Source organism: Nocardia sp. CA-120079 (assembly GCF_050955745.1).
Taxonomy (GTDB): Bacteria; Actinomycetota; Actinomycetes; order Mycobacteriales; family Mycobacteriaceae; genus Nocardia.
Map to the genome: position 1 here is coordinate 1,784,520 of NZ_CP192088.1, position 26,225 is coordinate 1,810,744.

Annotated in this window: 23 protein-coding genes; 12 read left to right on the plus strand and 11 right to left on the minus strand. The window is 67.1% G+C overall.

What is annotated here, in order from left to right; all coding sequences use genetic code 11:
* Window positions 1-77: 77 nt before the first annotated feature.
* Complete coding sequence (locus ACQPYR_RS08215; protein ID WP_433629532.1) at window positions 78-1,178, minus strand: ATP-binding protein; 1,101 nt, start codon at window positions 1,176-1,178, stop codon at window positions 78-80.
* Window positions 1,175-4,033: a DUF5691 domain-containing protein gene (locus ACQPYR_RS08220; RefSeq protein WP_433629535.1), complete on the minus strand. Its 2,859-nt coding sequence runs from the start codon at window positions 4,031-4,033 to the stop codon at window positions 1,175-1,177. The genes ACQPYR_RS08215 and ACQPYR_RS08220 overlap by 4 nt, the downstream gene beginning before the upstream one ends.
* A 474-nt stretch (window positions 4,034-4,507) precedes the next feature.
* Here ACQPYR_RS08220 and ACQPYR_RS08225 point away from each other — a divergent pair, with 474 nt between their 5' ends.
* The 4 genes from ACQPYR_RS08225 (at window position 4,508) to ACQPYR_RS08240 (ending at window position 8,748) form a co-directional block, all read left to right on the plus strand.
* Window positions 4,508-6,934 carry an AAA family ATPase gene (locus ACQPYR_RS08225; protein WP_433629537.1) on the plus strand — a complete coding sequence of 809 codons (2,427 nt, stop codon included), beginning with the start codon at window positions 4,508-4,510 and terminating at the stop codon, window positions 6,932-6,934.
* 379 nt (window positions 6,935-7,313) lie between these two features.
* On the plus strand, window positions 7,314-7,700 hold the full coding sequence (locus ACQPYR_RS08230; RefSeq protein WP_433629540.1) for a hypothetical protein: 387 nt from the start codon (window positions 7,314-7,316) through the stop codon (window positions 7,698-7,700).
* A 350-nt stretch (window positions 7,701-8,050) separates the two neighbouring features.
* A complete protein-coding gene (locus ACQPYR_RS08235) occupies window positions 8,051-8,440 on the plus strand; it encodes a YchJ family protein (protein WP_433629543.1) in 390 nt (129 codons plus the stop codon).
* A 17-nt stretch (window positions 8,441-8,457) separates the two neighbouring features.
* Window positions 8,458-8,748: a SelT/SelW/SelH family protein gene (locus tag ACQPYR_RS08240; protein WP_387296931.1), complete on the plus strand. Its 291-nt coding sequence runs from the start codon at window positions 8,458-8,460 to the stop codon at window positions 8,746-8,748.
* Window positions 8,749-8,777: 29 nt separating this feature from the next.
* On the opposite strand, the gene ACQPYR_RS08245 is transcribed toward ACQPYR_RS08240, so the two are convergent.
* Window positions 8,778-9,005 carry an FmdB family zinc ribbon protein gene (locus ACQPYR_RS08245; RefSeq protein WP_433629546.1) on the minus strand — a complete coding sequence of 76 codons (228 nt, stop codon included), beginning with the start codon at window positions 9,003-9,005 and terminating at the stop codon, window positions 8,778-8,780.
* A gap of 151 nt (window positions 9,006-9,156) precedes the next feature.
* On the opposite strand from ACQPYR_RS08245, the gene ACQPYR_RS08250 reads away from it, so the two are divergent.
* Window positions 9,157-10,734 carry a carboxylesterase/lipase family protein gene (locus tag ACQPYR_RS08250; RefSeq protein ID WP_433629549.1) on the plus strand — a complete coding sequence of 526 codons (1,578 nt, stop codon included), beginning with the start codon at window positions 9,157-9,159 and terminating at the stop codon, window positions 10,732-10,734.
* Between the two features lie 11 nt (window positions 10,735-10,745).
* Here the strand turns inward: ACQPYR_RS08250 and ACQPYR_RS08255 are convergent, their stop codons facing one another.
* The 3 genes from ACQPYR_RS08255 to rfbD form a co-directional block, all read right to left on the minus strand.
* A complete protein-coding gene (locus ACQPYR_RS08255; protein ID WP_433525167.1) occupies window positions 10,746-11,825 on the minus strand; it encodes a sugar phosphate nucleotidyltransferase in 1,080 nt (359 codons plus the stop codon).
* 114 nt (window positions 11,826-11,939) lie between these two features.
* Entirely contained in the window at window positions 11,940-12,839 is a 900-nt protein-coding gene (locus ACQPYR_RS08260) for a glycosyltransferase family 2 protein (protein ID WP_433629552.1), read from the minus strand.
* A gap of 91 nt (window positions 12,840-12,930) precedes the next feature.
* Window positions 12,931-13,797 carry a dTDP-4-dehydrorhamnose reductase gene (gene rfbD, locus ACQPYR_RS08265; protein ID WP_433629555.1) on the minus strand — a complete coding sequence of 289 codons (867 nt, stop codon included), beginning with the start codon at window positions 13,795-13,797 and terminating at the stop codon, window positions 12,931-12,933.
* A gap of 230 nt (window positions 13,798-14,027) precedes the next feature.
* On the opposite strand from rfbD, the gene ACQPYR_RS08270 reads away from it, so the two are divergent.
* The 3 genes from ACQPYR_RS08270 (at window position 14,028) to ACQPYR_RS08280 (ending at window position 17,661) form a co-directional block, all read left to right on the plus strand.
* Entirely contained in the window at window positions 14,028-15,503 is a 1,476-nt protein-coding gene (locus ACQPYR_RS08270; protein ID WP_433635058.1) for an LCP family protein, read from the plus strand.
* A gap of 18 nt (window positions 15,504-15,521) precedes the next feature.
* Window positions 15,522-16,244, plus strand: a complete 723-nt coding sequence (locus ACQPYR_RS08275) for a TIGR03089 family protein (RefSeq protein ID WP_433629558.1) — start codon at window positions 15,522-15,524, stop codon at window positions 16,242-16,244.
* 103 nt (window positions 16,245-16,347) lie between these two features.
* A complete protein-coding gene (locus tag ACQPYR_RS08280) occupies window positions 16,348-17,661 on the plus strand; it encodes a cytochrome P450 (protein ID WP_433629561.1) in 1,314 nt (437 codons plus the stop codon).
* 3 nt (window positions 17,662-17,664) lie between these two features.
* On the opposite strand, the gene ACQPYR_RS08285 is transcribed toward ACQPYR_RS08280, so the two are convergent.
* Window positions 17,665-18,678: an NAD(P)/FAD-dependent oxidoreductase gene (locus ACQPYR_RS08285; protein ID WP_433629564.1), complete on the minus strand. Its 1,014-nt coding sequence runs from the start codon at window positions 18,676-18,678 to the stop codon at window positions 17,665-17,667.
* 82 nt (window positions 18,679-18,760) lie between these two features.
* Here ACQPYR_RS08285 and ACQPYR_RS08290 point away from each other — a divergent pair, with 82 nt between their 5' ends.
* A complete protein-coding gene (locus ACQPYR_RS08290; RefSeq protein WP_433629567.1) occupies window positions 18,761-19,348 on the plus strand; it encodes a helix-turn-helix domain-containing protein in 588 nt (195 codons plus the stop codon).
* Between the two features lie 30 nt (window positions 19,349-19,378).
* Here ACQPYR_RS08290 and ACQPYR_RS08295 read toward each other — a convergent pair whose 3' ends face one another.
* Window positions 19,379-20,080 carry a response regulator gene (locus ACQPYR_RS08295; RefSeq protein WP_433629570.1) on the minus strand — a complete coding sequence of 234 codons (702 nt, stop codon included), beginning with the start codon at window positions 20,078-20,080 and terminating at the stop codon, window positions 19,379-19,381.
* A complete protein-coding gene (locus tag ACQPYR_RS08300) occupies window positions 20,077-21,744 on the minus strand; it encodes an ATP-binding protein (protein ID WP_433629573.1) in 1,668 nt (555 codons plus the stop codon). The genes ACQPYR_RS08295 and ACQPYR_RS08300 overlap by 4 nt, the downstream gene beginning before the upstream one ends.
* A 131-nt stretch (window positions 21,745-21,875) precedes the next feature.
* Here ACQPYR_RS08300 and ACQPYR_RS08305 point away from each other — a divergent pair, with 131 nt between their 5' ends.
* Window positions 21,876-23,264 carry a cation:dicarboxylate symporter family transporter gene (locus ACQPYR_RS08305; RefSeq protein WP_433629576.1) on the plus strand — a complete coding sequence of 463 codons (1,389 nt, stop codon included), beginning with the start codon at window positions 21,876-21,878 and terminating at the stop codon, window positions 23,262-23,264.
* A gap of 61 nt (window positions 23,265-23,325) precedes the next feature.
* Here the strand turns inward: ACQPYR_RS08305 and ACQPYR_RS08310 are convergent, their stop codons facing one another.
* Window positions 23,326-23,553, minus strand: a complete 228-nt coding sequence (locus ACQPYR_RS08310) for a DUF4287 domain-containing protein (RefSeq protein ID WP_433635059.1) — start codon at window positions 23,551-23,553, stop codon at window positions 23,326-23,328.
* Window positions 23,553-23,972: a DUF4267 domain-containing protein gene (locus ACQPYR_RS08315; protein ID WP_433629579.1), complete on the minus strand. Its 420-nt coding sequence runs from the start codon at window positions 23,970-23,972 to the stop codon at window positions 23,553-23,555. Before ACQPYR_RS08315 ends, ACQPYR_RS08310 begins: the two co-directional genes overlap by 1 nt.
* Before the next feature lie 103 nt (window positions 23,973-24,075).
* On the opposite strand from ACQPYR_RS08315, the gene ACQPYR_RS08320 reads away from it, so the two are divergent.
* Window positions 24,076-24,672: a TetR/AcrR family transcriptional regulator gene (locus ACQPYR_RS08320; protein ID WP_433629581.1), complete on the plus strand. Its 597-nt coding sequence runs from the start codon at window positions 24,076-24,078 to the stop codon at window positions 24,670-24,672.
* A gap of 35 nt (window positions 24,673-24,707) precedes the next feature.
* On the plus strand, window positions 24,708-26,171 hold the full coding sequence (locus ACQPYR_RS08325; protein WP_433629583.1) for a phytoene desaturase family protein: 1,464 nt from the start codon (window positions 24,708-24,710) through the stop codon (window positions 26,169-26,171).
* Window positions 26,172-26,225: the final 54 nt, after the last annotated feature.

The following is a 26,225-nucleotide window of genomic DNA, read 5'->3' on the forward strand; positions in this document are numbered from 1 at the left end:
TCGGCCGTGTTTGTCTTGCTCACCGTGTCACTCCCGGTTGAACATGCGGTGTGGTCGGATCGGTCGGCGGCGCCGCCTCATCCGTGCACCTCGCGGCAGGCGCGGTAGAAGTCGGACCATTCGGGGCGTTCGCGGACAACGGCTTCCAGATACTCGGTCCAGATGACCGCGTCGGCCACCGGATCCTTGATGACCGAGCCGAGGACCGCGCCCGCGATATCGGACGCGCGCAAGGTGCCGTCGCCGAAGTGTGCCGACAGGGCGATGCCATTGGTGATCACCGAGATCGCTTCGGCGGTGGACAGGGTGCCCGAGGGCGTCTTGAGTTTGGTGCGGCCGTCGGCGGTCATGCCGGAACGCAGCTCGCGGAAGACGCGCACGACCCGGCGGACTTCCTCGGCCGCGGCGGGAACCGCCGGAAGTTCGAGCGCGGAGCCGAGTTGTTCGACGCGGCGGGTCACGATCGCGACCTCCTCGTCCTCACTGGCGGGCAGCGGCAGTACAACGGTATTGAAGCGGCGACGCAGAGCAGAGGACAGATCGTTGACGCCGCGGTCGCGGTCATTGGCGGTGGCAATGACATTGAAGCCCTTGGCGGCCTGCACCTCCATCCCGAGTTCCGGTACCGGCAGGGTCTTTTCGGACAGCACGGTGATCAGCGCGTCCTGCACATCGGACGGAATGCGGGTGAGTTCCTCGATCCGGGCGATGGCGCCGCGACGCATCGCGGTCATGACCGGCGACGGCACCAGCGCACCCTCGCTCGGCCCCTCCGCGAGCAGCCGCGCATAGTTCCAGCCGTAGCGGATCGCTTCTTCGGCGGTACCCGAGGTGCCCTGTACGAGCAGGGTCGACGCACCGCTGATCGCGGCCGAAAGATGTTCCGATACCCAGGTTTTCGCGGTTCCGGGCACGCCGAGCAGTAGCAGCGCCCGATCGGTCGCCAGCGTCGCGACCGCCACCTCCATCAGCCGTCGCGGCCCGACGTACTTGGGGCTGATCACGGTGCCGTCGTCGAGCGTGCCACCGAGCAGATAGGTGACGACCGCCCACGGCGACAGTTGCCACGACGGCGGCCGTGGCCGATCATCGATCGCGGCCAGTGCCCGCAGTTCCTCGGCATAAGCCTGTTCGGCGTGCGGACGCAACAGCTCCGGTTTCGAATCGGTAGTGGTCACTGCAACTCCTCGAGCATCATCGAGCGGTGGTTGAGGTCATGGGCGAGCTGATCGAAGGCTCGCTCCCAATTGGGATCGGTGCATCGGCGCGCCACCGCGGTGGCGGTCCGCGCCGCGCTCACGGGCAGGTGCACGGCCGCCGCGGACAACAGCGACCGATGCGCGCTCGGACCTGTGCCGTGCGCTTCGGGGCGTTTGGCCGCGGCACGTGCGCGTTCGAACAACAACAGCATCAGGTGTTGGGCAAGGGGTTCCGGCCACGGATGGCCCATGGCGGGCAGCAGCGCTTCGAGCTCCGAGAGCCACGCGCCGTCCAATTGCAGCAGATGCCGGGTGCGATCGGTGAGTGGCAGCAGCGCGAACAATTCGCGGCGTCGAAGCATGGCCAGATCGGTCGGCACGCCGGCGTCGAACAGCGCCCGCGCCCAGGCTGAATCATGTTGTGCCAGTGCGGCATCCACCCAACCGTCGAACAGCGGCTGCCGGAATCGGTCACTGATCCTGGCCCGGGTGGCCTTATCGGGCGCGCCGAGTTCGGACTCCCAGTGCGTCAACGGTGTCGCCGCCACGAGTTGCCGCAGCCGACCCGCGCGCAGGTCCGGTGCGCCGTCCCAGCGATAGGTGAACTCCACCGTGCGATCGTTGATGCCGTCCCTACGGTCGGCATCGTCGAGCTCCTCCGGAATGCGGACAACCAGATTCGGATGCAGCAGCAGATGTTCGACCGTGACCCATGCGCTCGCTCGCCGAGTCATGCGCTGCGTGAATGCCGAATCCGATAGCAGCGGAAGCAGTCCGGCCGCGACTCGCCGGACATCGGATCGTCGATCGTCCAACGCGGTCTCGAGCAGCGGTTCGTCATCGGCCGAAATCCCATCGGCGAGTATGGCCAAGAGTTCGGCCTTCAGCGGGCCGGATTCCTTCGGCCACGCCGCGGTCAGCGCCGCACGTGCGGCTTCGGCATCTCGTCGGCGCAGTTCGGCGAGCCATTCGCGGCGCTCGGGCGGTTGGCCGAACTGCCAGCTCTGCGCCGTCGGCGCATCGGAAGGCCCTTGCCGCACCAGGTCACGCCAGTCCAGATGCTGGTCGGACAGCCAGCGGCCGCGGGTACCGGCCAGACGCAAAAGCGGTTCGCGCAGTTCGGTATTCGCCTTTGCCTGCGCGAGCAAAAGCGCGCACAGAGCATCCGGGGCGCGATAGTCGAACGGTGCTGCGGCCGCGAACCATTCGGGCAGGAAGCGGGACCGATCCCGCAACAGGCGGGCGAGTCGGGATGCCGCGGCACGGGGCAGGAGCCGTCGCGCGTCATCCGCGGCGGGTTCGGGCTTGGTCGCCGTACTGACGGATACGCCACCACGCGCGAAAGCCCCACGCAGCGCGGCAGATTCGAGAAGCACAAATGCCGGATCGGTGCGCAACCGGGTCGCCGCGGCGGCCACCGGAGCCTCGAGCCGTGCGGGATCCGCTGCCCTGCGGGCCGTACCGAGCAGCGCCACCGAGGTCAGCTCTTCCGACACCGGCGCGGCAGGCGCATTCGACATCGCACGCGTGCCGAACTCCGCGCTGTCGACATCGACGACCTCACCCGCGGTGAATACCGAGATCGGCACCAATCCGGCCACGCCCCATTCGGCGGCCAGCGTCACCGGGTGCCCACCGGACACCGCGAGCAGTCGCCACGGCGACTCGGTAGCCGCGACCGGCAGCGCGGTACCGTCGGATTCGGCTGTGTACCAGCCATTTTCGGTACACACCGGCACGACATCGGTGAGCAGCAGCGGTCGCGATCGCAGCCACGGATCGCCCGCGAGCGCCTCGGCATGCTCGGTCAATGCGGTGGCGATCGTCCCGTCGGCAACCGGCAGCGTGGTGAACGGTTCGGCCGCACCGTGCCGTTCGCCCCAGAGCGCCCGCAGCGGCGCGCCACCCGGGTAATAGTGCAGATCCGCTTCGGCCATCATGCCGGGCAGCGGTACCTCCGCCGAGAAGCTCGGCGTGCCGAAGGAATGCTCGAGCAGCAGCGCCCAGCGTCGAGTCTGCCTGCCGTACAACCATGTTCGGCGCGTGTAGAGCCGCTCCTCCTCGCTGGTCCGGATGCCGAGTACCTGCCACTGATCCCGGATGGCGGGTTCGGTGCGCACGGATTCGGCGGATGTCGGATAGCCGATATGGGTGCGGACGCAGGCCCGCAGCTCCGGCGACAATTCGTCGAGTCGGCGGTGCGCGGCGATCAGCAGATGCAGCCTCGCGTATTCGGCGAGTACGACCTCTGGCCAGTCCGCCCTGGTCACCACGGTGGTCGGCAGCTGGCGCAGCGTGGCGGCAACGCCGGGGGCCTGCGCGTCGACCATTCGGGCCGCGATCGCCTCGAAGGCGCGAAACGAGCGATCGGTCTGGGCCAGTCCGGTGCGCACCTGATCGCCGAGCCAGATATCGAGTTCTTCCAGCCCCGCCGTCACCCGGACCCGCCGCTGTTCGGCGGTCGCCGGATTGGCCGTGCGGGCCCGCGAGTCGGTGGCGGGCTCGGCCGCGCGAACCGCGCGGGCGTCGATCCATTCCGCCGCGAAGTCCGCGATCGGTGCTTCGGCGACCGCGCCGCCCGACCAGGCGAGCAAGAGCGACAATGCGTGCTTGCACGGGAACTTGCGGCTCGGACACGAGCACTTGTACGCCGGACCCGCCAGCGCCACAACTGTCTGATACGGCTTGACGCCGCTGCCCTGACACAGGCCCCACAGCGCGGTGTCCGACTGCCCGGTGCCGCGCCAGCGCCCGGCGAGCTTGCGCGCGGCTGATAGCGAGCTCGCATCGGGTGCGAGCGCGCTGACCTGTTCCTCGGTCCACGGCGCGGTCATGTGTATGGCTCCCGCCTGGTTCATCCGGCGGCCCCGGATCGACTGTATGTCATGTCTTCCCCCATTGCTCGGTTGCCGAATTTCTACCGCAGCCCACCGACAAGTTAGGTGGTGAGCGGCTATTTTTCTGGAATACGCTGCGGGGACGACGGATTCGGCAAGAAAAGTACCTTGCGCTGGTTGTCCGATTCTGGCATTCTGTCCTGTTCGGCTCCGACCGAGCCACCCAAATCGGGTGACACACCATCGAGCTGCCCGCCGGGGTTGGCGAGGGGTGGACATCGAGCGGGGCCCAGCCTGTTCGATGGCCATACCATCCCCGCGGGCAGATTCGCTTTCCCCTTCCGACCGCGCGAAACGGTGCCGCTGTGGGCGAATTCGACGCCATCGGGTAGCGTCTCGTTCAGCTTTCAACAGTGATACCCGTGCGGGGTTGGAGGACGTGCCGCGGTTCGTGGTCTAGGGGGTTTACGCGTGCGTACAGATCCCGAAACCGATACTGCGGCGGTACCGCGCCTGACCGAAGTGGTATCCCGACGGCTCGCGGCCGATCCTGCGGTCACCCCCGACGTCGCGCACACCGTGCTCCGCGCCCTCGGTGGCGGCGAGACCGATGATCTGACAACCGAATTCGATGGCTCCGGCATCTTCCTGCGTGCGATCCGGGTGCGCGGCTTCCGCGGTATCGGACCCGAAGCGACCCTGCGGTTGCCGCCGGGGCCGGGTCTCACATTGGTGGTTGGCCGCAACGGAAGTGGTAAGTCGAGCTTCGCCGAGGCCGCCGAGCTGGTGCTCACCGGTAGTAATCGTCGCTGGGACGGCCGGTCGGCGGCATGGCGCGAGGGCTGGCGGAATCTGCACGACGGCGACTCGGCGCGCATCGAACTCGAATTGCTCACCACCGGAGCCGATCCCGAGCTGACCATTGCCAAAGAGTGGTCACCGCAGGCAGATCTGGGCCAGGCACACTGGACCGAACAGCGATCCGGCACCGCGTCAACGGATTTCGACGGCAACCGCTGGGCCGGTCTGCTGGAGTTGTATCGCCCTTTCCTGTCCTACAGCGAACTCGGTGCACTCGTCGACGGCAAACCGAGCGATCTGTTCGACGCGCTGCACCGGCTGCTCGGCCTCGACGAGTTGACCCTGGCACAGGAGCGGATCCGCACCCGCCGACTGGAACTCGAACGCGCCGTACGGGATTCGCGCCAGGCACGCATCGAACTGGTTACCGCGCTCGGTACGGTGGCCGACGACCGTGCGGTGCGGATGGCGGCGCTACTGCGCCCGGACCGCCCCGATCTCAGGGCTATCGGTCGCGAGGTGCTGGGCACGGCCGAGAATCCGGTCGGGCCGGATGGGCTGCGGGCAATCGTGCGGCTGGTCTTGCCATCGGGTGCCGAAGTCGAAGCGATCGCCGCTCGCCTCGAAGAGTGCCGCACGGTGCTCGCGCGCGATTCCACCGCCGATGCCGAGGCCGATCTGCGGGTGCTGGAATTGCTGCGGCGGGCGCGTGATCATGTCGGTGCCAGCGGGGAATGTGTGTGTCCGGTCTGTGGGCGTGGGGAATTGGACGCGACGTGGTTGCGCGGTGCGGACGCCTCGATTGCCGAGCTGACTTCCCGAGTCGATGCACTCGCCAGTGCGCGGGCTGCACTGCGACAGGCCGTCCGCGACGCCCGCGCACTCCCGGAACATATCCCCCCGGAACTCGATTTCGATCCGCGCAATCCGCCCACCGTCGACACCAGCGCGGTGCGTCGCGCCTGGACGGACTGGGCGGCGCTGACCGGCGCCGATTACTCGCCTGACCTGCCCGATCGACTGCGCGGTGCGCACACTCGCCTGGTCGACGAACTCGAGTTGCTGCAACAGGGCACTCGGAAGGAACTGAACCGCCTCGACGAGGTGTGGGCGCCGCTGGTGCCACGCATCAGCGGCTGGCTGGAGGGGGCCCGCGCGGTCGTCGCGAACGGCAGCGAACTGCGCACACTCAAGCGCGCCGAGGATTGGCTCAAATCCGCGACGGCCGGATTGCGCGGCGAGCGGATGGCGCCGCTGGAGACCACGGCGCGCTGGGTCTGGCGCACACTGCGTCAGCAGAGCAATGTCGAACTCGGTGCGATTCGATTGCAGGGCAACGCCGGGACCGCGCGGCGGGTGCTGCTCGATGTCACCGTCGACGAGGTGGACGGCGCCGCGCTCGGGGTAATGAGTCAGGGGGAGTTGCACGCCCTCGGGCTTTCGCTGTTCCTGCCGCGAGCGACGGTGGAGGACAGCCCCTTTCGCTTCGTCATGATCGATGACCCGGTGCAGGCCATGGATCCGGCCAAGGTGGACGGATTGGCCAGGGTGCTCGAGGTGATGGCGTGGACGCGGCAGGTGATCGTTTTCACCCACGACGAGCGGCTGGCCGAGGCGGTGCGGCGCATGCAACTCGACGCCAGCGTGCTCGAAGTGCAGCGCCGCGAACGCTCGGTGGTGGAAGTACGGGTCTCGAGCGACCCGATCCGCCGCTACCTCGACGACGCCCGCTCCCTGGTCCGCACCCCCCAACTGCCCCCGGCGATAGCCGACGAACTGGTCGCCACCTGTTGTCGTTCCGCCGTGGAAGCGGCCAGCCTGGCCAGAGCCAGGCGCAATCTGCTCGCCGACGGCATGGACCACCGCGACGTCGAACGCCACATCGAAGGCGCACAAACAACTCGCGCAATGGTCGCGCTCGCGGTCATGGGTATCGGCGGCCGAGTAGACGACCTGAACAAACACCTCGCCAGGGAAGGCAAATGGGTCGTCGACGCCTTACGCGACGCCACCGCAGGAGCCCACGTACCCATCGGCCGCAGCATGCGCGACCTGATCGCGGACACCGAGAAGTTCGTCGGCTGGCTACGCCGATGAACGGGTGCTACGCATCGATAGCTCGGGGGTGGCGGTGAGCGCGGCGCGTGATGACGCGGGCACGTCGGACGACGCGGACGATGGTCGGGCGCGTGATAGTGATCCCTTGGGTGGCGCGGAGTTGCCAGGTATCGAGGGTCGAGCAGACGGTGCGGGCCGGGAGGGGGTTGGCGGCTCGCAGGGGAGGTCGGCCGGGCACGGCGGAAAGCGTTGGGCGGGAAGGCGAGTCGGGGTACCGGACGAATCGGCTGGGAAGAGCGGCGCGGCTCGGCAGGGTCGGACGACTCGGAGGGCTCGGCGGCCGAAGGTGGGGGCGGGGCGGCGAGGGGGTGCGCGCAAGCAGGGGGTGGCGGGGAAACCGCATCCACCGCGGCCGACGGTGGCCGAGCGGTTCGATGCGGTCGATCGGCTGCTCGACGGGTCGGTGACCGATGCCGATGGGCTGTGGTCGCGGGCGACGGTGTGGATTCTGCGGCTCGCGCTCGAACAATCCGTCGACGAGTTGTGGTTGCGGGTGGCACCGGAATTGGCGCGCTGCCCGATGCGCGCCCAACTGCTCGCCCTGCGCGTATTCGCGGGCGACGCCACCGCCGCGCAGGTCGCGACGGTATGGGCAGCCCTGTCCCGTGCCGCTCACCACCACGATTACGAACTCGCCCCGAGCGTCACCGAACTACGCCGCTGGCGCGAGCAGACCGCGGCCATCGCCACCTCACTCGCCACAGCCGCCACCGGCTGGATGGATCGAGAAGTCAGGACTGACTGAACAGTCCGATGATTCCGGCCAGCAGCGAAAGGCCCTCCGAGGCAATGGCGGAACCGGTTCCCAGCATGTTCAACACATTCAGCAGTCCCATGGCGGGCTCCTTGATCGGTGTCGACACTTCCGCTTATCCACACCGTGATTCGTCGCCCCCGAGTTGCCGGATCGCCCATGTCAGTGCGCCTTTACGCGACACTCCGCACAACACGCCAACCCGAGCTCCGTCGAACGCATGGATCAAGATCAGGTGGAAGCTACGCCGGCATCGCGGGACTCCCTCCGCCAGTGCCACCTGATCTTGATCAGGGCCCCGGAGCGAGCAGTGATCCGCACGGCGAGCAAGATTCGGAGTCATGGACGATTCACAGCCGTGCCCGTGTAAGCGTGGGGAGCCGTTCGGTGCCTGCTGTGGACCGGTGCTGGCGGGGGAGCGGCCCGCGGTGACGGCCGAGGCGCTGATGCGTTCGCGCTACACCGCATTCGCGGTCGGCGATACCGAATACCTACTGCGGTCCTGGCATCCGCGCACCCGGCCGCAGACGCTCGACCTGGATCCGGCCCAGCGCTGGCTGTTTCTGGAGATCGTGCGCACCGAACGCGGCGGACCGTTCGACGACTCCGGCACCGTGGAATTCATCGCCCACTACAAGGCCGGAGGCCGACGTGGATCTCTGCACGAGGTCAGCACATTCGCCCGGGTGGACGGCGCCTGGGTGTACCTCGACGGCATCATCGAACCGTGACCGGTAGCGTGCCACCCATGCCACGTGTCGCGATCGAATACTGCACGCAATGCCGCTGGTTGCTGCGCGCGAGCTGGATGGCACAGGAATTGCTGAGCACCTTCGCCACCGAACTCGGTGAGGTGGCGCTGATCCCTGGCACGGGCGGCGTGTTCCGCATCACCATCGACGGCGACCAGATCTGGGAGCGCAAGGCGGACGGCGGATTCCCGGATATCGCCGTACTCAAGCAGCGCGTGCGTGATCGCGTCGCACCGGAGCGTGACCTCGGCCACGTCGACAAGCGAGACCGACCCGACCCGGCGTGATATCGACCACGCCGATCACCGCGCCGGATTCAGGAGCAGCAGCCGCCACCGCAGCACCCGCCACCTGCGAGCCGCGGCGCGGGCGCGGGTGACGCGGCACCGCCGCCACCCCTGCTGACCGTGGCAAATGTGGTCAGCAGCTTGACCGTGTCGTCGTGGCCGTTCGGGCAGGCCGCCGGATTCGACGCCTCCGCCATCGGACGGTTGACCTCGAAAGTGTCGCCACAGCTGCGGCACCGGAAGCTATAACTCGGCATCGGCCCAGCGTAGCGCCAAGGGTGAGAGGTGCGTCCCACCCATCCCACCGTCGAACTGGACGTACTCTCGATAAGAGATCGCTAGGTGCTTGGACCCGGCCGGAGCAAACTCGCAGCGCACCTGTCGGGGCGTAGGCAGGAGGTGTGGAAGATGACCACGCAGTTCGATATCGAACCTGGCTCCGAGGTCGGCGACACCGAGCCGGTCGCCCAGACGACCTGGGGCCGCGTGAGTGGACGCTGGGACGGACCGGTCGCGGTGTGGCACAGCATTCCGTACGCATCCGCGCCGTCCGGTCCGAACCGGTTCCGGCCGCCAGTGCCGCCGCAGCCGTGGGATGGCATCCGCGAGTGCACGACCTTCGGCGAGATCGCCCCGCAGACAATGGGCAATATGGTCCCGGTCGACTCCGACCTGCGGACCGGGGAGGACTGCCTGTGGCTCAATGTGTGGTCGCCGCGCAGTTCCGCTGATACCGGTGCGCCCCGCCCTGTCCTGGTGTGGCTGCACGGCGGCGCGTACTGCCTCGGCACAGCGGCCCAGGAGATCTACGACGGTCGCAAGTTGGCCGAAGCCGGTGACGTGGTCGTGGTGACGGTCAATTACCGCCTCGGCGCGCTCGGCTTCCTCGACTTGTCCTCGCTCTCCGACGATTTCACGCCGAACCTCGGTCTGCACGACCAGATCGCCGCACTGGAGTGGCTTCGCGACAATATCGCCGCATTCGGCGGCGATCCGGGCAACGTGACGCTATTCGGTGAATCGTCCGGTGCCGGCTGCGTGACCGCACTGCTGACATCCCCGCATGCGGTCGGTCTGTTCCATCAGGCGATCGCGCAAAGTCCGCCCGCGACAACGGTTTTCGGCCAGGAGCGGGCTGCCGCCGTGGCTCAGCGCTTTCTGGAACTGATCGAATTGCCGTATTCGCGCGCAAGCGAATTGCTGGAGTGCCCGATCGATCGGATCGTGACGGCCGCGGGCGTACTGCTGGACGAGATTCCGTTGCAGGAGCCGGGCCGACTGGCCGCCGCGCCGGTCGTCGACGGTTATCTGGTCCCGACCTATCCCATCGACCGCTTCCAACAGGGCCGTTCGCATCGCGTGCCGCTGATCATCGGCACCAATAAGGACGAGGCCTCGCTGTTCCGCGTCCTCCGCTCGCCGATCATGCCGGTGACCCCGGATGCGGTGAATGCCATGCTGCGCGATGTGGCCGCCAATCATCCGGAGATGTCGCCAGAGCGCATCGCCGAAATCACCTCGGCCTATCCGGATCTCGCGAAAACCCGTGGCGCGCTTGCCATGTCTACAGACGCGGCCTTCCGCATGCCGGCCCACTGGGTCGCCGACGGCCACGCCCAGCATTCACCGACCTGGATGTACCGCTTCGACCACGCCACCCCCATGCTGAAGGCCGCCCGCGTCGGCGCCGGTCACGCTACCGAATTGCCTTATGTCTTCGGCAATTTCGGCACCTTGAACCACGATCCCACCTTCTGGCTCGGCGGCCGCAAGGTGGCAATGGAAGTCTCCGGTCGCATGCAACGCCGCTGGCTCGCCTTCGCAACCCACGGTGTTCCGGCCGCCATCGACGGCTCCAAACACTGGCCGCCCTACCGCCCCGGCACCCGCACCACACTCCTGATCGACAACATCGACCGGGTAATCGACGACCCGGACCGCGACCTGCACACCGCCTGGGGCGAACAGGCCGTCGGCTTCAGCTGAGTCCGTGGGGACTACACATCCGTGGAGAAGCGGATACCGCCGTCCGGGATGTCGACGCCGGGCCAGATGCGGGCGCCGCGTAGTAGTTCGCAGCGGGCGCCGACGTTGGCGCCGTCGCCGATGACGGCGTCGCGGACGAGGGCGCGGGGGCCGATGCGGGCGCCGAAGCCGATGATGGAGCGTTCCACGGTGGCGCCCGCTTCGATGCGGGCGCCGTCGAAGAGCACCGCTCCGTCGAGGCGCGCGCCTGCGCCGACTTCGGCGCCGCGCCCGACGACGGTGCCGCCGATGAGCAGCGCGCCCGGGGCGATGCCCGCACCCTCGTGGACGAGAGATTCACCACGCTGTCCGGGCAGGGCCGGGGAGGGGGCGATGCCGCGGACCAGGTCGGCCGAGCCGCGGACGAAGTCTTCCGGCGTACCCATATCACGCCAGTAGGAGGAGTCGACGTGGCCCTGCACGCGGGCACCTTCGGCGAGCAGCGCGGGAAACACCTCCCGCTCCACCGACACCGGCCGCCCCGCCGGGATCTTCTCGATGTATTCGCGCCGGAAGACGTAGCAACCGGCATTGATCTGATCGGTCGGCGGATCCTGCGTCTTCTCCAGGAAGGCGGTGACCCGCCCCTCCTCGTCGGTCGGCACGCAGCCGAACGCGCGCGGATCGCTCACCCGAACCAGATGCAGGGTCACATCCGCATTCGTGGACTCGTGGGTGTCCAGGATCGCACCGAGATCGGTGCCGCCGAGCACGTCGCCGTTGAACACCATGATGTTGTCGGCGCGCAGCTTGGGCAGCACATTGCGGATGCCGCCACCCGTGCCGAGCGGTTCGGTCTCGGTGACGTACTCGAGGTCGAGGCCGAGGTCGGCGCCGTCACCGAAGTGTTCCTCGAAGACCTCCGCCTTGAACGAGGTGCCGAGCACGACGTGGGTGATTCCGGCGTCCGCGATGCGGGCGAGCAGGTGGGTCAGGAACGGCAGTCCGGCCGTCGGCAGCATCGGCTTGGGCGCCGACAGGGTGAGCGGACGTAACCGCGTGCCCTGGCCGCCGACCAGAATCACGGCGTCGGTGCCTGCATTTCCTGCCATCATGCTCCCTGTTCACAGTGGATCGTGTGCTCGGTGGTGCGCGTCACCGGACAGACACCAGTTTCAGTACCCAGCGACACGGGTTCGGCACTGTTGTGTGCCGAACTTGTGACGTTAGCCCTGGGCTTCCCGCGCCTGTTGACGCAGCGCAGATCGAACCGCAATTCGGGAACGGATAGCAAGTCCGGCCCGCAACGCCAACCGCAACGGCGCCTGCCACCAGTGCGGATGCCGATCGGCCTGGAATCGGTACGCGCTCGCGTGGTGCGCGGGCAGCATCACCTCGGGATGGCGTCCGGCCGCATGCCCCTTGGCATGGGTGACCTCGGCGTCGGGCACGAAGACGTTGTGCCAACCCGCCTTGCCCATCCGGTCGCCGAAGTCCACGTCCTCCATGTACATGAAGTAGCGCGAGTCGAAGCCGTCGATCGAATCGAAGGCCGCCCGCCGCACCAGCAGGCACGAACCGGACAGCCAGCCGACGGCCCGCTCGGAGATCTGCTCGTTGTCCTGGCGGTAGCGCAGGGTCCACGGATTCGACGGCCACACCGTGCCGAGAATGGCGTGTCCGGCGCCGTCGAGTAGGCCGGGCACCGAGCGTGCGGACGGGTAGACGCTGCCGTCGGGCTCGCGCACCATCGGTCCGAGCGCGCCCGCCCGCGGCCAGCGCTTGGCGGCGGCGAGCAGTTTGTCTATGGAGTCGCTGCCCCAGCGAATATCCGGATTGGCGATGACGATGAATTCGACGCTCGGATCGATCTCCGCGACCGCCCGGTTGATCGCACCGCCGTAACCGATATTTCCGCCGGTCCGCAGCAGCCGCACGTGTGCGTTGGCCTCCGCCGCCAGCTCCGGCGCACCGTCCACCGAACCGTTGTCGGCCAGGATCACCTGCGGTTTTTCGCTGGTGGCAGCGGCCAGGGTGGTGATGAAGTGCTCGAGGTGCTCGCCCGGTGAATAAGTCACCGTGACGACGACAAGGCCACCAGGGGTAGCAGATCCGGAATCGTTCACGACTGCGCCTCGCTGACCCTCGGCTCCGTCGTGCGCGATTGCGCGCTGTGTTTACGGTTCACTCGCTGTCGCTCCCTCACGGGCATGCAGCCTACTGTGACAACCCCGACAGCGCGTCCCCGAGTGCGACCTCCCACTGCCGCAGCGGAGTCAGTCCGGCATCGGCCCAGGATCGGTTGGACAACACCGAATATGCCGGGCGCCGTGCGGGTCTCGGAAATGCGGTCGAGTCACACGGGCGCACCCGAGTCGGATCCGCGCCGATTCCGGCGAATATCGCCCGCGCGAATTCGAACCAGCTGACCTGGCCGGAGTTGGTGGCGTGCAGCACTCGCGGCGCATCCGGCCGACCCGCCAATTCCAGGAGTCCGGCGGCCAGATCGGCGGCGTAGGTCGGGGAGCCGAGCTGGTCGTCGACCACGTCGAGGGTGTCGCGTTCGCGTTCGAGCCGCAGCATGGTCGCGACGAAATCGCTTCCGCGCCCGGTGTATACCCACGCGGTGCGCACCACATGCGCGTGCGGCGCGGTTGCCAGCACGGCCTGTTCGCCGGCCAATTTGGATCGGCCGTAGACGGTGGCGGGTTCGGTCGGGTCCGCGGTGTCATACGGCTTGTCGTGAGTTCCCGCGAACACATAGTCGGTCGAAACATGGATCAATCGGGCATCCACCTCCGCACAGGCGGCAGCGAGTACCGCCGGTCCGGTCGCATTGACCGCGAAGGCGGCCTCGGGATCGGATTCGGCCTGGTCGACGGCGGTGTAGGCGGCGCAGTTCAGCACGACATCACCTGGTTCGAGTGCGGCGCGCACGGCGTCCGCGTCCGTGATGTCCAATTCGTCGCGACCGAAGGCGTGGGCATCGGGTGCGCGGTGCAGCAGTTCGCGTCCCAACTGCCCACCGGCACCGGTCACGACGAGGCGCGCGGCTACGGTCGATGCGGGCGATATCGCGGTCACGGGCACGAGTCTGGCACGCCGTGGCACCTGCGGTTGTGGTCCGCCGCGGTAGCCGTCGGTTAGCCTCGGGGCAAGCAAGACGGGGGCTACCGGAGGCGGGGCGGTCGAGTCAGCGACGTGTCGGCTTCTACGAACCGGCGCTGCGCAGTCGGTACATCAGCTGGGAGCGCGCGGGCAAGCGCAGCAGGATGCTCGGTTTTCGGCGAGAGGATGCAGTGGTGCCGCAGAAGATGAGGGCGACAGCGTCGTCGCGACTGCCCGCAGCCGGGAGCGGCCTGGGTCCGCTGCGCGCGTTCGTCGCGGCCGGGGCGGTGCTGGTCCTGCTCATCACCGGATTCGCCTGGCACAGTGTCGACTCGCTGATTTCGAATATCGAACGCATCGGCGGCCTCGGCCTCGGCGGCGGCAGCGACGGCGCCGTCGACATCCTGCTGGTCGGCGTGGACAGCCGTACCGACGCGCACGGCAATCCGCTCAGCAGCAATGAGCGCGCCATGTTGCATGCGGGCGATGAGGTCGGCACCAATACCGACACCATCGTGCTGGTTCGCGTCCCGAACGACGGCCGCTCCGCCACCGCCGTCTCCATTCCGCGCGACTCCTATGTCGACATTCCTGGCATCGGCCAGAGCAAGATCAACTCGGCCTACGGCGCGACGAAAGAGGCTCAGCGCCGCAAGCTGATCAACCAGGGTGTCTCGGAGGCCGACGCGGAAAAGCAGTCCACCCAGGCCGGTCGCCAGGCGCTGATCAAGACAGTGGCCAATCTCACCGGCATTACGGTCGACCACTACGCCGAGGTCAGTTTGCTCGGGTTCGTGCTGCTGACCGATGCGGTCGGCGGGGTCGATGTCTGCCTGAACAATCCCGTGGACGAATGGATGTCCGGCGCCGACTTCCGGGCGGGCCGTCAGAAGCTCGACGGCCCACAGGCTTTGAGCTTCGTGCGCCAGCGCCACGATCTGCCGCGCGGCGATCTGGACCGGATCGTGCGCCAGCAGGTCTTCATGGCGCGGTTGGTCGGCCAGGTCCTCAGCGCCAAGACACTGAGCAATCCGGGCAAGTTGCAGAATCTCAGTGATGCGGTCGGTCGCACCGTCGTGCTGGACGACGATTGGGACGTGCTGGCGTTTCTGCAACAGTTGAAGGATCTTTCGGGCGGTCAGGTCAGTTTCGAGACGATTCCGGTCGCCGATCTCAACGACACGACCAGCGATGGTGAATCGGTCGTGCGGGTGGATCCGAAAGCGGTGAAGTCGTATTTGGCGTCGCTGGTCGACGGTAGGTCGGAGGATCATGCCGAACCGACGATCGATCCGGCATCGGTGAGCGTCAGTGTGTTCAATGCGAGTGGGATCGGCGGGCTCGCGGGACAGGTGGCACAGGCGTTGACGGCCAAGGGGTTCCAAGAGGGATTGGTCGGCAACTACACCGGGCCCAGTGTCACCAGCAGTCGAGTGCTCGCGATGGATACCTCGAATCCGAAGGCCAAGGCGGTCGCGAAGGCGCTCGGCGGGCTGACAGTCATCGCGGACAGCACGTTGTCCCCGGATTCGGTCAGCGTCGTGCTGGCAAGCGACTATTCTGGTCCGGGCTCGACCGCGGGCAGCATGTTCGACTTCTCCAGAACGTCGAGCACCGCAACGCCCGTACCGCCGGCTCCACCGATCGACGCAGGCCAGAACGGACCGAAATGCGTGAATTGACCATGCGTGAATTGACCGATGCGTGACCACGACCACGTGCTGACACTCACCGAGGCGGTACTCGATCCGATCCTCGAGCGCGACCCAGCCGGTCCGCGCGTCACCTACTACGACGATGCCACCGGCGCCCGGATCGAACTATCCGGGCTGACCCTGGCGAACTGGGCGGCCAAGACCGCGAATCTGATCCGCGACGAATTCGGGCTGAGCCCAGGCGCGCGCGTCGCGGTGCTGCTGCCCGCGCACTGGCAGACCGCCGCGGTGCTGCTCGGCTGCTGGTGGGCCGGGACCGAGGTAGTGCTCGGGCCCGATCCGGACGCCGATCTGGCGCTGGCGACCGCCGAGCGATTGGACGAGACCGACGGTATTCCGGAGGTCGCCGCGCTCTCGTTGGATGCCTTCGGCATGCCGGTGCGGGATCTGCCGATCGGCATCACCGATTTCGCCACCTCCGTACGGGTGCACGGCGACCAGTTCATGCCGCGCGGCGCCGGGGTGGCGCTGGGCGGGATGCCGGTCTCCGAGGTGCTCGCCGAGGCCAGAAAATCCGCTGTGCTGCAAGGGTTTTCCGAGGGCGACCGGGTGCTTTCGAGCACTTCCTGGGATACCCCGGCCGAACTGATCGATGGTTTTGTCGCGGTGCTGGCGGCGGGGGCCGCACTGGTGCAGGTGGTCAATCCGGATCCGGCGCTGCGCGAGCGGCGCATCGAATCCGAGCGGGTCACCGCGCAGCGCGGCTGAGCTCCTACCCTGGTATAGGTCGGCGTCCGACCATGGGACGTTCCACCCTGGCCGGGGAGTACGTACGGTGGAATTGTCGCGCAACGATGGGGTTGGTGAAGTGATGAAGCCGCAGTATTGGTTCCGGTGGTTATCGGTGCAGGGTGCGCCGCGGTTGGCCCTGCGCACCCAGGCGCGCCGCGGCGATCCGTTCGCCCAACTGATGGGCGGACCCGATGGTCTCGCCGATCCCTATCCACTGATCGAGCGGCTGCGCGGACAGGGGCGGCTGCAGCGCACCGCGATCGCGTGGGCGAGCTTCGACCATGAGCTGTGCCGAGCCGTGCTGCGGGACAACCGATTCGGTGTGCGCACCACCGACAGCTTCAATATTCCGAAGCCGCTGCAATTGCTCGCCGAGCGACTTCCCTTGCCGCCCAATCCGGTTGAACCGCCGTCCATGCTGGTCATCGACCCGCCGCAGCATACGCAGATGCGCAAGCCGGTCGCGTCGGCCTTCACCCCGCGTGCGATCCGCCGATTGCGGGAACGGGTCGAGACCGTCACCGAGGAACTGCTCGGTGCGCTGCCCTCGGGCGGTTCGGCCGATCTGATCGCGTCGTATGCCGCGCAGGTGCCGATCGCCATCATCTCGGAAATGCTCGGCTTCCCGGAAAAGGACCGAAAGCTCTTCCTGGACTGGGGCGATCGGATGACGCCGCTGCTCGATATCGGGATTTCCTGGCGGGCATTCCGGCGTGCGCTCGGCTCGATGGAGGTGATGAACGGTTACCTCGACGGCCATATCGCGCGACTGCGCCGCGAACCGGGCGACGATATCCTCAGCAGTCTGGTCACCTCGGGTGAACTCGACGATTTCGCCTTGAAGGCGACCGCGAGCCTGCTGATGGGCGCGGGCTTCGAGACCACGGTCAACCTGATCGGCAACGGCGTCGCCCAATTGGTCACGCATCCCGAACAATTGGATCGATTGCGCGCCGAACCGGATCTCTGGCCGAATGCGGTCGAAGAGGTGCTGCGCATCGATGCGCCGGTGCAGACGACGGCGCGAATCGCATCGACCGACTTGGAGCTCGAGGGTGTGCAGCTGCACAAGGGCAATACCGTGGTGCTGTCGCTGGCAGGTGCGAACCGCGATCCCGCCGTCTTCGCAGATCCGGATGTCTTCGATGTAGGACGTTCGAATGCCAAGGAGCACTTGACATTCAGTAGCGGCATCCACGTCTGCCTCGGGGCGAGCCTGGCCCGCATGGAAGCCACCTACGCGCTGCAATCCTTGTTCGAGCGCTTCCCTGACCTGCAACTCGATGGGGCGCCGCAGCGTCGAAAGTTGTTCACACTGCACGGATATGAGCGGATGCCGGTTCGGCTCGGTCGCCGGGCCAGCACCCCGGCTCCCGAGCCGACGACGGTCTGAGGGCTATATGCCGTGGCGATGATCGCCCGTAACGGCCTCGCACAGTCGCGCTTCGGTTTCGGCGGAGAACGGTTCGCGGTAGGCGGCAACGGCTCGACGGGTTTCCTCGGCGACCAGATCGGCGTTGATCTGAGCTCCGGCGGCCGCGCCTGCTGCTGAAGCCGCGCCGACCTGGGCCGTCAGGTCGGTGACATTGCCTGCGGCCCAGACGCCGGGCACATCGGTTCGGCCGGTGGCGTCGGTGGTGATGTATTCGCCGACACCGGCCGGGTGTTCGGTCGGTTGCAGTCCGAGTGTTTCGAGGAAGTTGGCTCGGGCCACCATCCGCGAGCCGACCACCACGACCTCGCGGGCGATTACGGTACCGTCGCTCAACCGCACTCCCGCGAGGCGGTCGTCGACGATCTCCAGCGCCGTAACGTCGCCGTGCACCACGCGGATGCCGCGGGCGTTCAACTCCTCCGACTGTTCGGCGGTCAGTGGCATGGTGTGCGAGAAGTACGTGACATCGGTGGTGAGCTGACGGAACAGCAGTGCCTGGTGCACCCCCATCGGGCCGCTGCCGAGCACACCGATGGCCTGGTCGCGGACCTCCCAGCCGTGGCAGTACGGGCAGTGGATCACATCGCGGCCCCAACGCTCCCGCAGTCCCGCGATCTCGGGCAGCTCATCGACCAGACCGGTGGTCACCAAGAGCCGACGCGCCCGCACGGACCTGTTGCCGAGGCACACCGCGAATCCGTCGCCATCCCGCGCGACCGTGATGACCTCGCCGTTCACCACATGTCCGCCATAGCCGCGGACCTCAGCCCGACCGCGTTCGAGCAATTCGCCCGGCGGCGTTGCGTCCCTGGCGAGCAGTCCGTGCACGCCCTCGGCCGGGGCATTGCGCGGTTGCCCCGCATCGATCACAACCACTGACCGTCGCATCCTGGCAAGCATCAGCGCGCCGCTCAATCCGGCCGCGCCACCGCCGATCACCACCACGTCATAGCCGTCATTCAATTGATCAGTCACCGTGACTACCTCCTCGAAACGACCATGCGACCCGGTCGCCGATATTGGCAAACAAACTTGCCAATATGGCAATCTGGTGGGCATGGACAACGACCTCGGCCAAGCCCTCGACGCGGTCGGACCTCGGTTACGTGCGCTGCGCCGCCAGCGCGAAATCACATTGGCCGACCTCTCGACGGAAACCGGCATCTCGGTGAGCACCCTGTCGCGCCTGGAATCCGGTGCCCGCCGCCCAACCCTCGAATTACTGTTGCCGCTGGCCAAAGCGCACGGCGTCACCCTCGACGAACTCGTCGACGCCCCACCCACCGGCGACCCGCGCATCCACCTGCGCCCGACCACCCGCCACGGCATGACCTATCTGCCCCTGACCCGACGAGCGGGCGGCATCCAGGCCTACAAACTGGTGATCCCCCCGAATATCCGCCGCGAGCCCGACCCACGAACCCATGAGGGCTACGAATGGCTCTACGTGCTCAACGGCCGCCTCCGCCTGATCCTCGGCGAACACGATGTAGTCCTCACCCCCGGCGAAGCCGCCGAATTCGACACCCGCGTCCCGCACTGGTTCGGCACAGCCGGCCCCGACCCCGTCGAATTCCTGAGCCTTTTCGGCAAACAAGGCGAACGCGCCCACCTCCGCACCACCCCCAAACCCCGCCCGAACTGACAAACCGCACTGCCCATCCGTAATAGCGATCTATTCCGGGCGGATTTTCCAGATGTAGCGGGTTTTGGGGCGGCCGGCTCGGCCGTAGTCGGATTTGCGGTCGACGAGGCCGTCGTCGGCCAGCTTTTCCAAGTAGCGCCAAGCTGTAATGCGCGAAACGCCGACCTTGCTGGCTGTGTCGGCGGCGGTGAGGCCGCCGGGGGCGTCGCGGACGGTGCGCGAGATTTCGTCCAGGGTTTGGGGGGCAACGCCTTTGGGGGCGGTGGCGCGTTGGTCGGAGGTGCGTAGGGCGCCGAGGGCGCGGTCGATGTCCTGTTGGGAGATGGCGGTTTCGCCCGCGGGCAGGGCGGTGCGGAATTCGCGGTAGCGTTCGAGTTTGTCGCGGAAGGCGGCGAAGGTGAACGGTTTCAGCAGATAGAGGACCACGCCATAGGAGACCGCGGTGCGCACCATGGCCAGGTCGCGGGCCGAGGTGATGGCAATGACGTCGGGACGGGGCGCGAGGCCGGTCAGGGCGGCGGCCACGTCGAGGCCGCTGGCATCGGGAAGTCCGATATCCATGAGCACCAGGTCGATCGGCGCATTCTCGGCGGCGGCATCGGCGGCGGCGCGCATGGCCTCGCGACCGGTGTGCGCGACCGCGACCGCGCTGAAGCCCGGAATCCGTTCGACGTAGGCGCGGTGCGCCTCGGCGATCAATGGCTCGTCCTCGACGATCAACACTCGGATCATCGCGCATCCTTTCGTGGGATCGTCACGGTCACGGCACTTTCCGGATCGCGTTCGGTGCCGATCACGCCGCCGTGCCGGTCGACAAGGCGATGGACCAGTGCCAGCCCGAGGCCCTGATGGTCGGCCTTGGTGGAGTAGCCGCGTTCGGCGGCGCGGGCGAAGGTTTGTGCCGACATTCCGGGCCCGCTGTCCGCGACGCGCACATACAGTGCCGAATCGTTCGCCGATCGCACCGAATCCGACGCCGTCGCCGACTCGATGGCAACCGCCGGATCCGGCGCCGGCGCCGGATCGACCACGTCCGACGAATCCTGTTGACGCACAGTCACTTCCACCCAGCCAACCGAGTCGTCGGCAGCTGCGTCGATGGCATTGTCGATCAGATTACCCACCAGCGTCACCGTCTCCTGCGCGGACAGCGGTGCGGTCGAGTCGAGTGCCGTATCCTCGGTGATCGTCAGCTCGATGCCGCGCTCGGCGGCCTGGTTCACCTTGCCGAGCAGCAGTGCGGCGAGTGCCGGATCGCCGACCGAGGCGAGTAGCCGATCGATAAGGGCTTGGGACAGTTGAAGTTCCGCGGTCGCGAATTCCACTGCTTCTCGATAGCGCCCCAACTCGACCATGGTGATCACGGTGTGCAACCGGTTGGCCGATTCGTGCGCCTGTGCGCGCAGCGATTCCGCGAAACCCCGCACCGAATCGAGTTCACCCATTACGGTGCGCAATTCGGTGTGGTCGCGAATGGTGATCACGGTGCCGATCGGCCGCCGCTCCCAGGTGACGACGTCTTGATTGACCAGCAGAATCCGATCCGTGGTCACATGCATCTCGTCGCGGACCACCCCCCAGCTCATTCGCTGCATCGAGATCGGCAGATCCGCGCGCGTGACGGGCCCATCGGGCAGATCGAGCAGCCTGCGCGCCTCATCGTTGACGACTTCGGCACCGTCATTGTTCGGACCGAACACCACCAGGCCCTCGTGGATCGAATGCAGCACCGCATCGTGCTGTTCGTACATAGTGCGCAGCTCATCCGGCGCGAGACCGTGCGTCTGTCGGCGAATCCGGCGACTCAGCAGGAACGAACCCGCCGCCGCGACCACCAGACCCGCCGCGGCCACGCCGAGAATCAACGGCAATTGCGTGCCGACCTGAGCGCCGATCCGCGCCCGCGTTACGCCCGCCGACACCAATGCGACGATGCGACCGTCGTCATAGACCGGTGTGACCGCTCGAATGGAGGGCCCGAGCGTTCCGGAAAACGTCTCGGTGAACGTCTCCCCGGCCAGTGCCCGATCGATATTGCCGCTGAACGGCTGCCCGATGCGTTCGGGTGTGGTGTGGGTGTACCGGGTCCGATCCGGGGCCATCACCACGATGAAGTCCATCCCGGTCGCTATGCGGGTCCGTTCGGTCACCGGTTGCAGCAGGGCGGTGGGGTTGGCGGTGCGTAGCGCTTCGATGGTGGAGGGTGCCTGTGCGACCGTCACCGCGACATCGGTGACCTCGCGCGAGGTGGTGACATCGCTGTGATGCCTGGTGTCCAGGACCGCTAGCACCGCCCCGATTCCGATGACCAGCCCGAGCACCACGAGCTGGAGCACGAAGGCCTGTCCGGCCAGCGATAGCCGACCGCGTCCCCCGTGTTTCTCACCGCGCAACACTTTCTTTCCCTCGTGCCATTTTGAACGTAATGCACCAAAGCGTGACCGCCGTCACCTCGGGCAGCCAACATTGTGCACGTGAGGGCGTGAGTCACCTCACGCCGGTACCACTTGAAGAGGACTTCACCCGCATGAGCGATAGCACCGACCGAACAACGGACACCGCCGAAACACCACCGCGGCCGGTGCCACGCGACCGCACCCATTGGCTCTATCTGGCCGTCATCGTCGCCGTCATCGCGGGAATTCTGGTCGGCTGGAAGGCCCCCGAATTCGGTCAGGACGTCGGCCCGCTGGGCACGATGTTCGTCAATCTGATCAAGATGATGATCGCGCCGGTCATTTTCTGCACGATCGTGCTCGGCATCGGCTCGGTGCGCTCGGCCGCCAATGTCGGCAAGGTGGGCGGGCTTGCGCTCGGCTACTTCCTGGTCATGTCGACAGTTGCGCTCGGCATCGGCATGGTGGTCGGCAACCTGCTGGAGCCGGGCTCCGGCATGAACATCGCCAAGACCGCGAAGCAAGGTGCGAAGCTGGCCGATCAGGCCCATGCCGCGGGCGGCACCTGGGACTTCATCCAGAGCATCATCCCGACCACGCTGGTGTCCTCGCTGACCACCGGAAGTGTGTTGCAGGCGCTGTTCATCGCGCTCCTGGTCGGCTTCGCGCTGCAGGCCATGGGGCGGACGGGCGAGCCGATCCTGCGCGGTGTCGCATCGCTGCAGAAGCTGGTGTTCCGGATTCTGTCGATGATCCTGTGGCTGGCCCCGATCGGTGCGTTCGGCGCGATCGCGAATGTGGTCGGCAAGACCGGACTCGATGCGGTCAAGCAACTCGCGCTGCTGATGGTCGCGTTCTACCTGACCTGTCTGGTGTTCATCTTCGGCGTGCTCGGCGTGCTGCTGTGGAGCGTGTCGCGGGTTTCGGTCTTCAAGCTGGTCCGCTATCTGGCGCGGGAGTACCTGCTGATCCTCGGCACCTCTTCTTCGGAGTCGGCGCTGCCGCGGTTGATCGCCAAGATGGAGCACCTCGGCGTCGAACGGACCACGGTCGGTGTCGTCGTGCCGACCGGATACTCGTTCAACCTGGATGGCACCGCCATCTATCTGACCATGGCGTCGCTGTTCATCGCCGATGCGATGGGCAAACCGCTCAGCATCGGGGAACAGGTCGGCCTGCTGTTGTTCATGATCGTCGCCTCCAAGGGCGCGGCGGGTGTTACCGGCGCGGGTCTGGCCACGCTGGCCGGCGGATTGCAGAGCCATCGTCCCGAACTGCTCGACGGCGTCGGCCTCATCGTCGGAATCGACCGGTTCATGTCGGAAGCCCGTGCGTTGACCAACTTCTCGGGCAACGCCATCGCCACGGTGCTGGTCGGCACCTGGACCAAGACCGTCGATGTGGACCGAGTGCACACGGTCCTCGATCGCAAACTGCCCTTCGACGAGCGGACCATGGTCGACGATGACCACGGACCGCGGCCGCAGCAGGACGACGCCAAAGATCTGGTTTCGGCCTAGCTGTACCCGTATAACGAAGGGGCCCGCAGGATCTGCGGGCCCCTTCGTGGTGCCGGTGGGATCAGTCGGCCCACTTCTCCGGATTCAGGTAGTGCTGGGCGATCGCGGTGGCGTGGCCGTGGCCGAAGCTGTGCTCGGACTTCAGCCATTCGACGATTTCCTTGTGCGAGGCCAGATTCGACGCGCGCACGGCGGACTTCCACTCGTCGATGGTGCGACCGTATTTGGCCTCGATCGACGGGAAGTAGGACGCGGGCCCCTTGGGCTTGGTGGTTGCGGAACCGGTGATCAGGCGTTGATCTCGGCGCGCTCCAGTCGATTCGCGACAGCCCGCTCGCGGATCAGCAGCACACCGGTCACCGCGACCAGTGCGGCGGTCAGCCCGTGGATGCCGAAGGCGGCCGCGGTGGATCCGCCCCAGCTGAGCACGGTGAGCATGTCGCCGATCGGGACCAATGCGATGACGAGGGTGACGATGCCGAGGGCGTAGCGCTGCTTGGTGGCGAGCAGTACCAGGATGATCAGCCCGGAGACGGTGTCGCGGACGCCCTTGAGATTCATGAACGCGACCGCGTCGCCCTTCGGCCATTCCGGCAGGCCGAATCCGGTGGCAATGGTTTCCGGAGTGACCAGGTAGCTGATGCCGATGTAGAGGATGAAGGCCGCGCCGATGAGGGAAAGGGCGGTGGCGATACGCGAGATGGTCATGGTGTGCTCCTCGAACTGCTGCTCTGAAATCTAGCGACGCTAGGTCTGTGAGCAACGTTAATGGAGCCTCGATAGTTTGTCTAGCGCTGCTAGAATGTCGACCATGACCACGCAGAGCCGCAAAGAACGCGAACGCGCCGAACGCCATCAGCGCATCATCGACACCGCACGCGAACTCGCCGAAACCTCGGGCTGGGAGGCGGTGACCGTGCGTCGCCTGGCCGAACGAATCGAATACAGCCAGCCGGTGCTCTACAGCCATTTCGCGGGTAAGGCGGCGATCGTATCGGCCGTCGCCGAGCAGGGAATCGTCGAACTCACCGCCCATCTGCGGGAAAGGCGAGCGGCCGCGAAGGATCCGGTCGCGGTACTCGAGGCCGTGGTGCGCGGTTACCTGGACTTCGCCACCGAGAATCCGGCCCGCTATGACGCGATGTTCGTCCTCGATACCGAACTCGACTTCGGCAACGACGCACCACAGGCGCTGCGCGATGCGTTCGGTGAGATCCAGAGCGCATACGCGCCGTTCGCAGGCGAGTTCGACCTACAGGCGGGCACCGAGGTGGTCTGGAGCACGGTGCACGGCATCGCCACCCTGGATCGCAGCGGTCGCCTGGTCGATGACCTGCGCGAGGAGCGCATCCGGGTGCTGCTCGGCCAGTGGACGGGACGGGGTGTGCGAGATACCTCGCCCGGGTGACGGCACAGCCTCGATCGGCCCGGCAGAATCGAGGTATGCCTGATGTCGTCGTGGTCGGTTCCGGTCCCAACGGTCTCGCCGCGGCGGTGATCCTGGCCCGTGCCGGTCTCACCGTCGAGGTGCACGAGGCGCAGGCCACCGCGGGCGGCGGGAGCCGCACCGCCGAGCTGACGCTGCCCGGATATCGGCACGATGTTTGCGCCGGTGCGCATCCGATGGCCTTGGCCTCGCCGTTCTTTCGCGCCTTCGATCTGGCCGCGCACGGTGTCGAACTGCTCGCGCCCGAGGTGTCCTACGCGCATCCGCTCGACGGCGGCACGGCCGGTCTGGCTTGGCGCGACCTGGACCGCACCGCCGCCGGTCTCGGCCGCGACGGCGTGTCATGGCGTGCGCTCTTCGAACCGCTGGTCCGACACTGGCGGCAGGTCGTGGATTTGGCGATGTCGGATCTGCGCCGTCCGCCGGCCGACCTGCTGACCGGACTGCGCTTCGGACTGCGGGTGCTCGAGCAGGGTTCGCCCCTGTGGAACCTACGATTTCGCGAGCAGACGGCACCGGCACTGCTGACCGGCGTTGCCACGCATGCGATCACACCGCCGCGCGCCATCCCCGCGGCCGGCGCGGGCATGCTGCTGGCGACACTCGCGCACGCCGGTGGCTGGGTGCTGCCACGCGGCGGCAGCCAGGCCATTCCGGATGCGTTGATCGCCGAACTCGAACGCCTCGGCGGCAAGCTCGTCACCGGGCACCGCGTCGAATCGCTCGACGAATTCGGCGACGCGCGTGCGGTTGTGCTGGATACCGCGCCCGCCGAACTGCTGCGGATGGCGGGGCACCGGCTACCGGATCATTACGCAAAGGGGTTGCGCCGCTTCCGTTACGGCGGCGCGGCCTGCAAGGTCGACTTCGCGCTGTCCGGGCCGGTGCCATGGCGGGCACCGGGCTGTGAACTCGCCGGGACACTGCATCTGGTGGGTACCCGCGCGCAGGCAATGGCCGCCGAAAAGACCATCGCCGCAGGACAGCACGCGGATCGTCCGTATGTCCTCGCCATTCAGCCGGGCGTGGTCGACCCGACGCGGGCACCGGCGGGCGGCCACACGCTCTACACCTACGCCCACGTCCCGAACGGCTCCGCCCGTGATATCAGCGCCGCCGTCATCGCCCAGGTGGAACGCTTCGCCCCGGGTTTCACCGACCTGATCCTGGCCAAGAACGTCGTCACCGGCGCCGAAATGCCGACGCACAATGCCAACTACATCGGCGGCGATATCTCCGCGGGCGCGATGACGCTGCGCCAGTTCGCCTTCCGCCCGGTCCCCCGCTGGAACCCATACGCCACACCACTACCCGGCGTCTACCTCTGCTCCGCCTCGACCCCGCCCGGCCCCGGTGTCCACGGCATGTCCGGTTTGCATGCCGCGCGGCACGTGCTGCGCATGGAGTTCGGCATTCACACCGACCCACTGGATCTGCTACGCACACCGAATCCCGCCTGAGCATCAACTTCTCGTGGGTCGGATCGCGCGGCAGAACGCGCGGGCGATCATCGA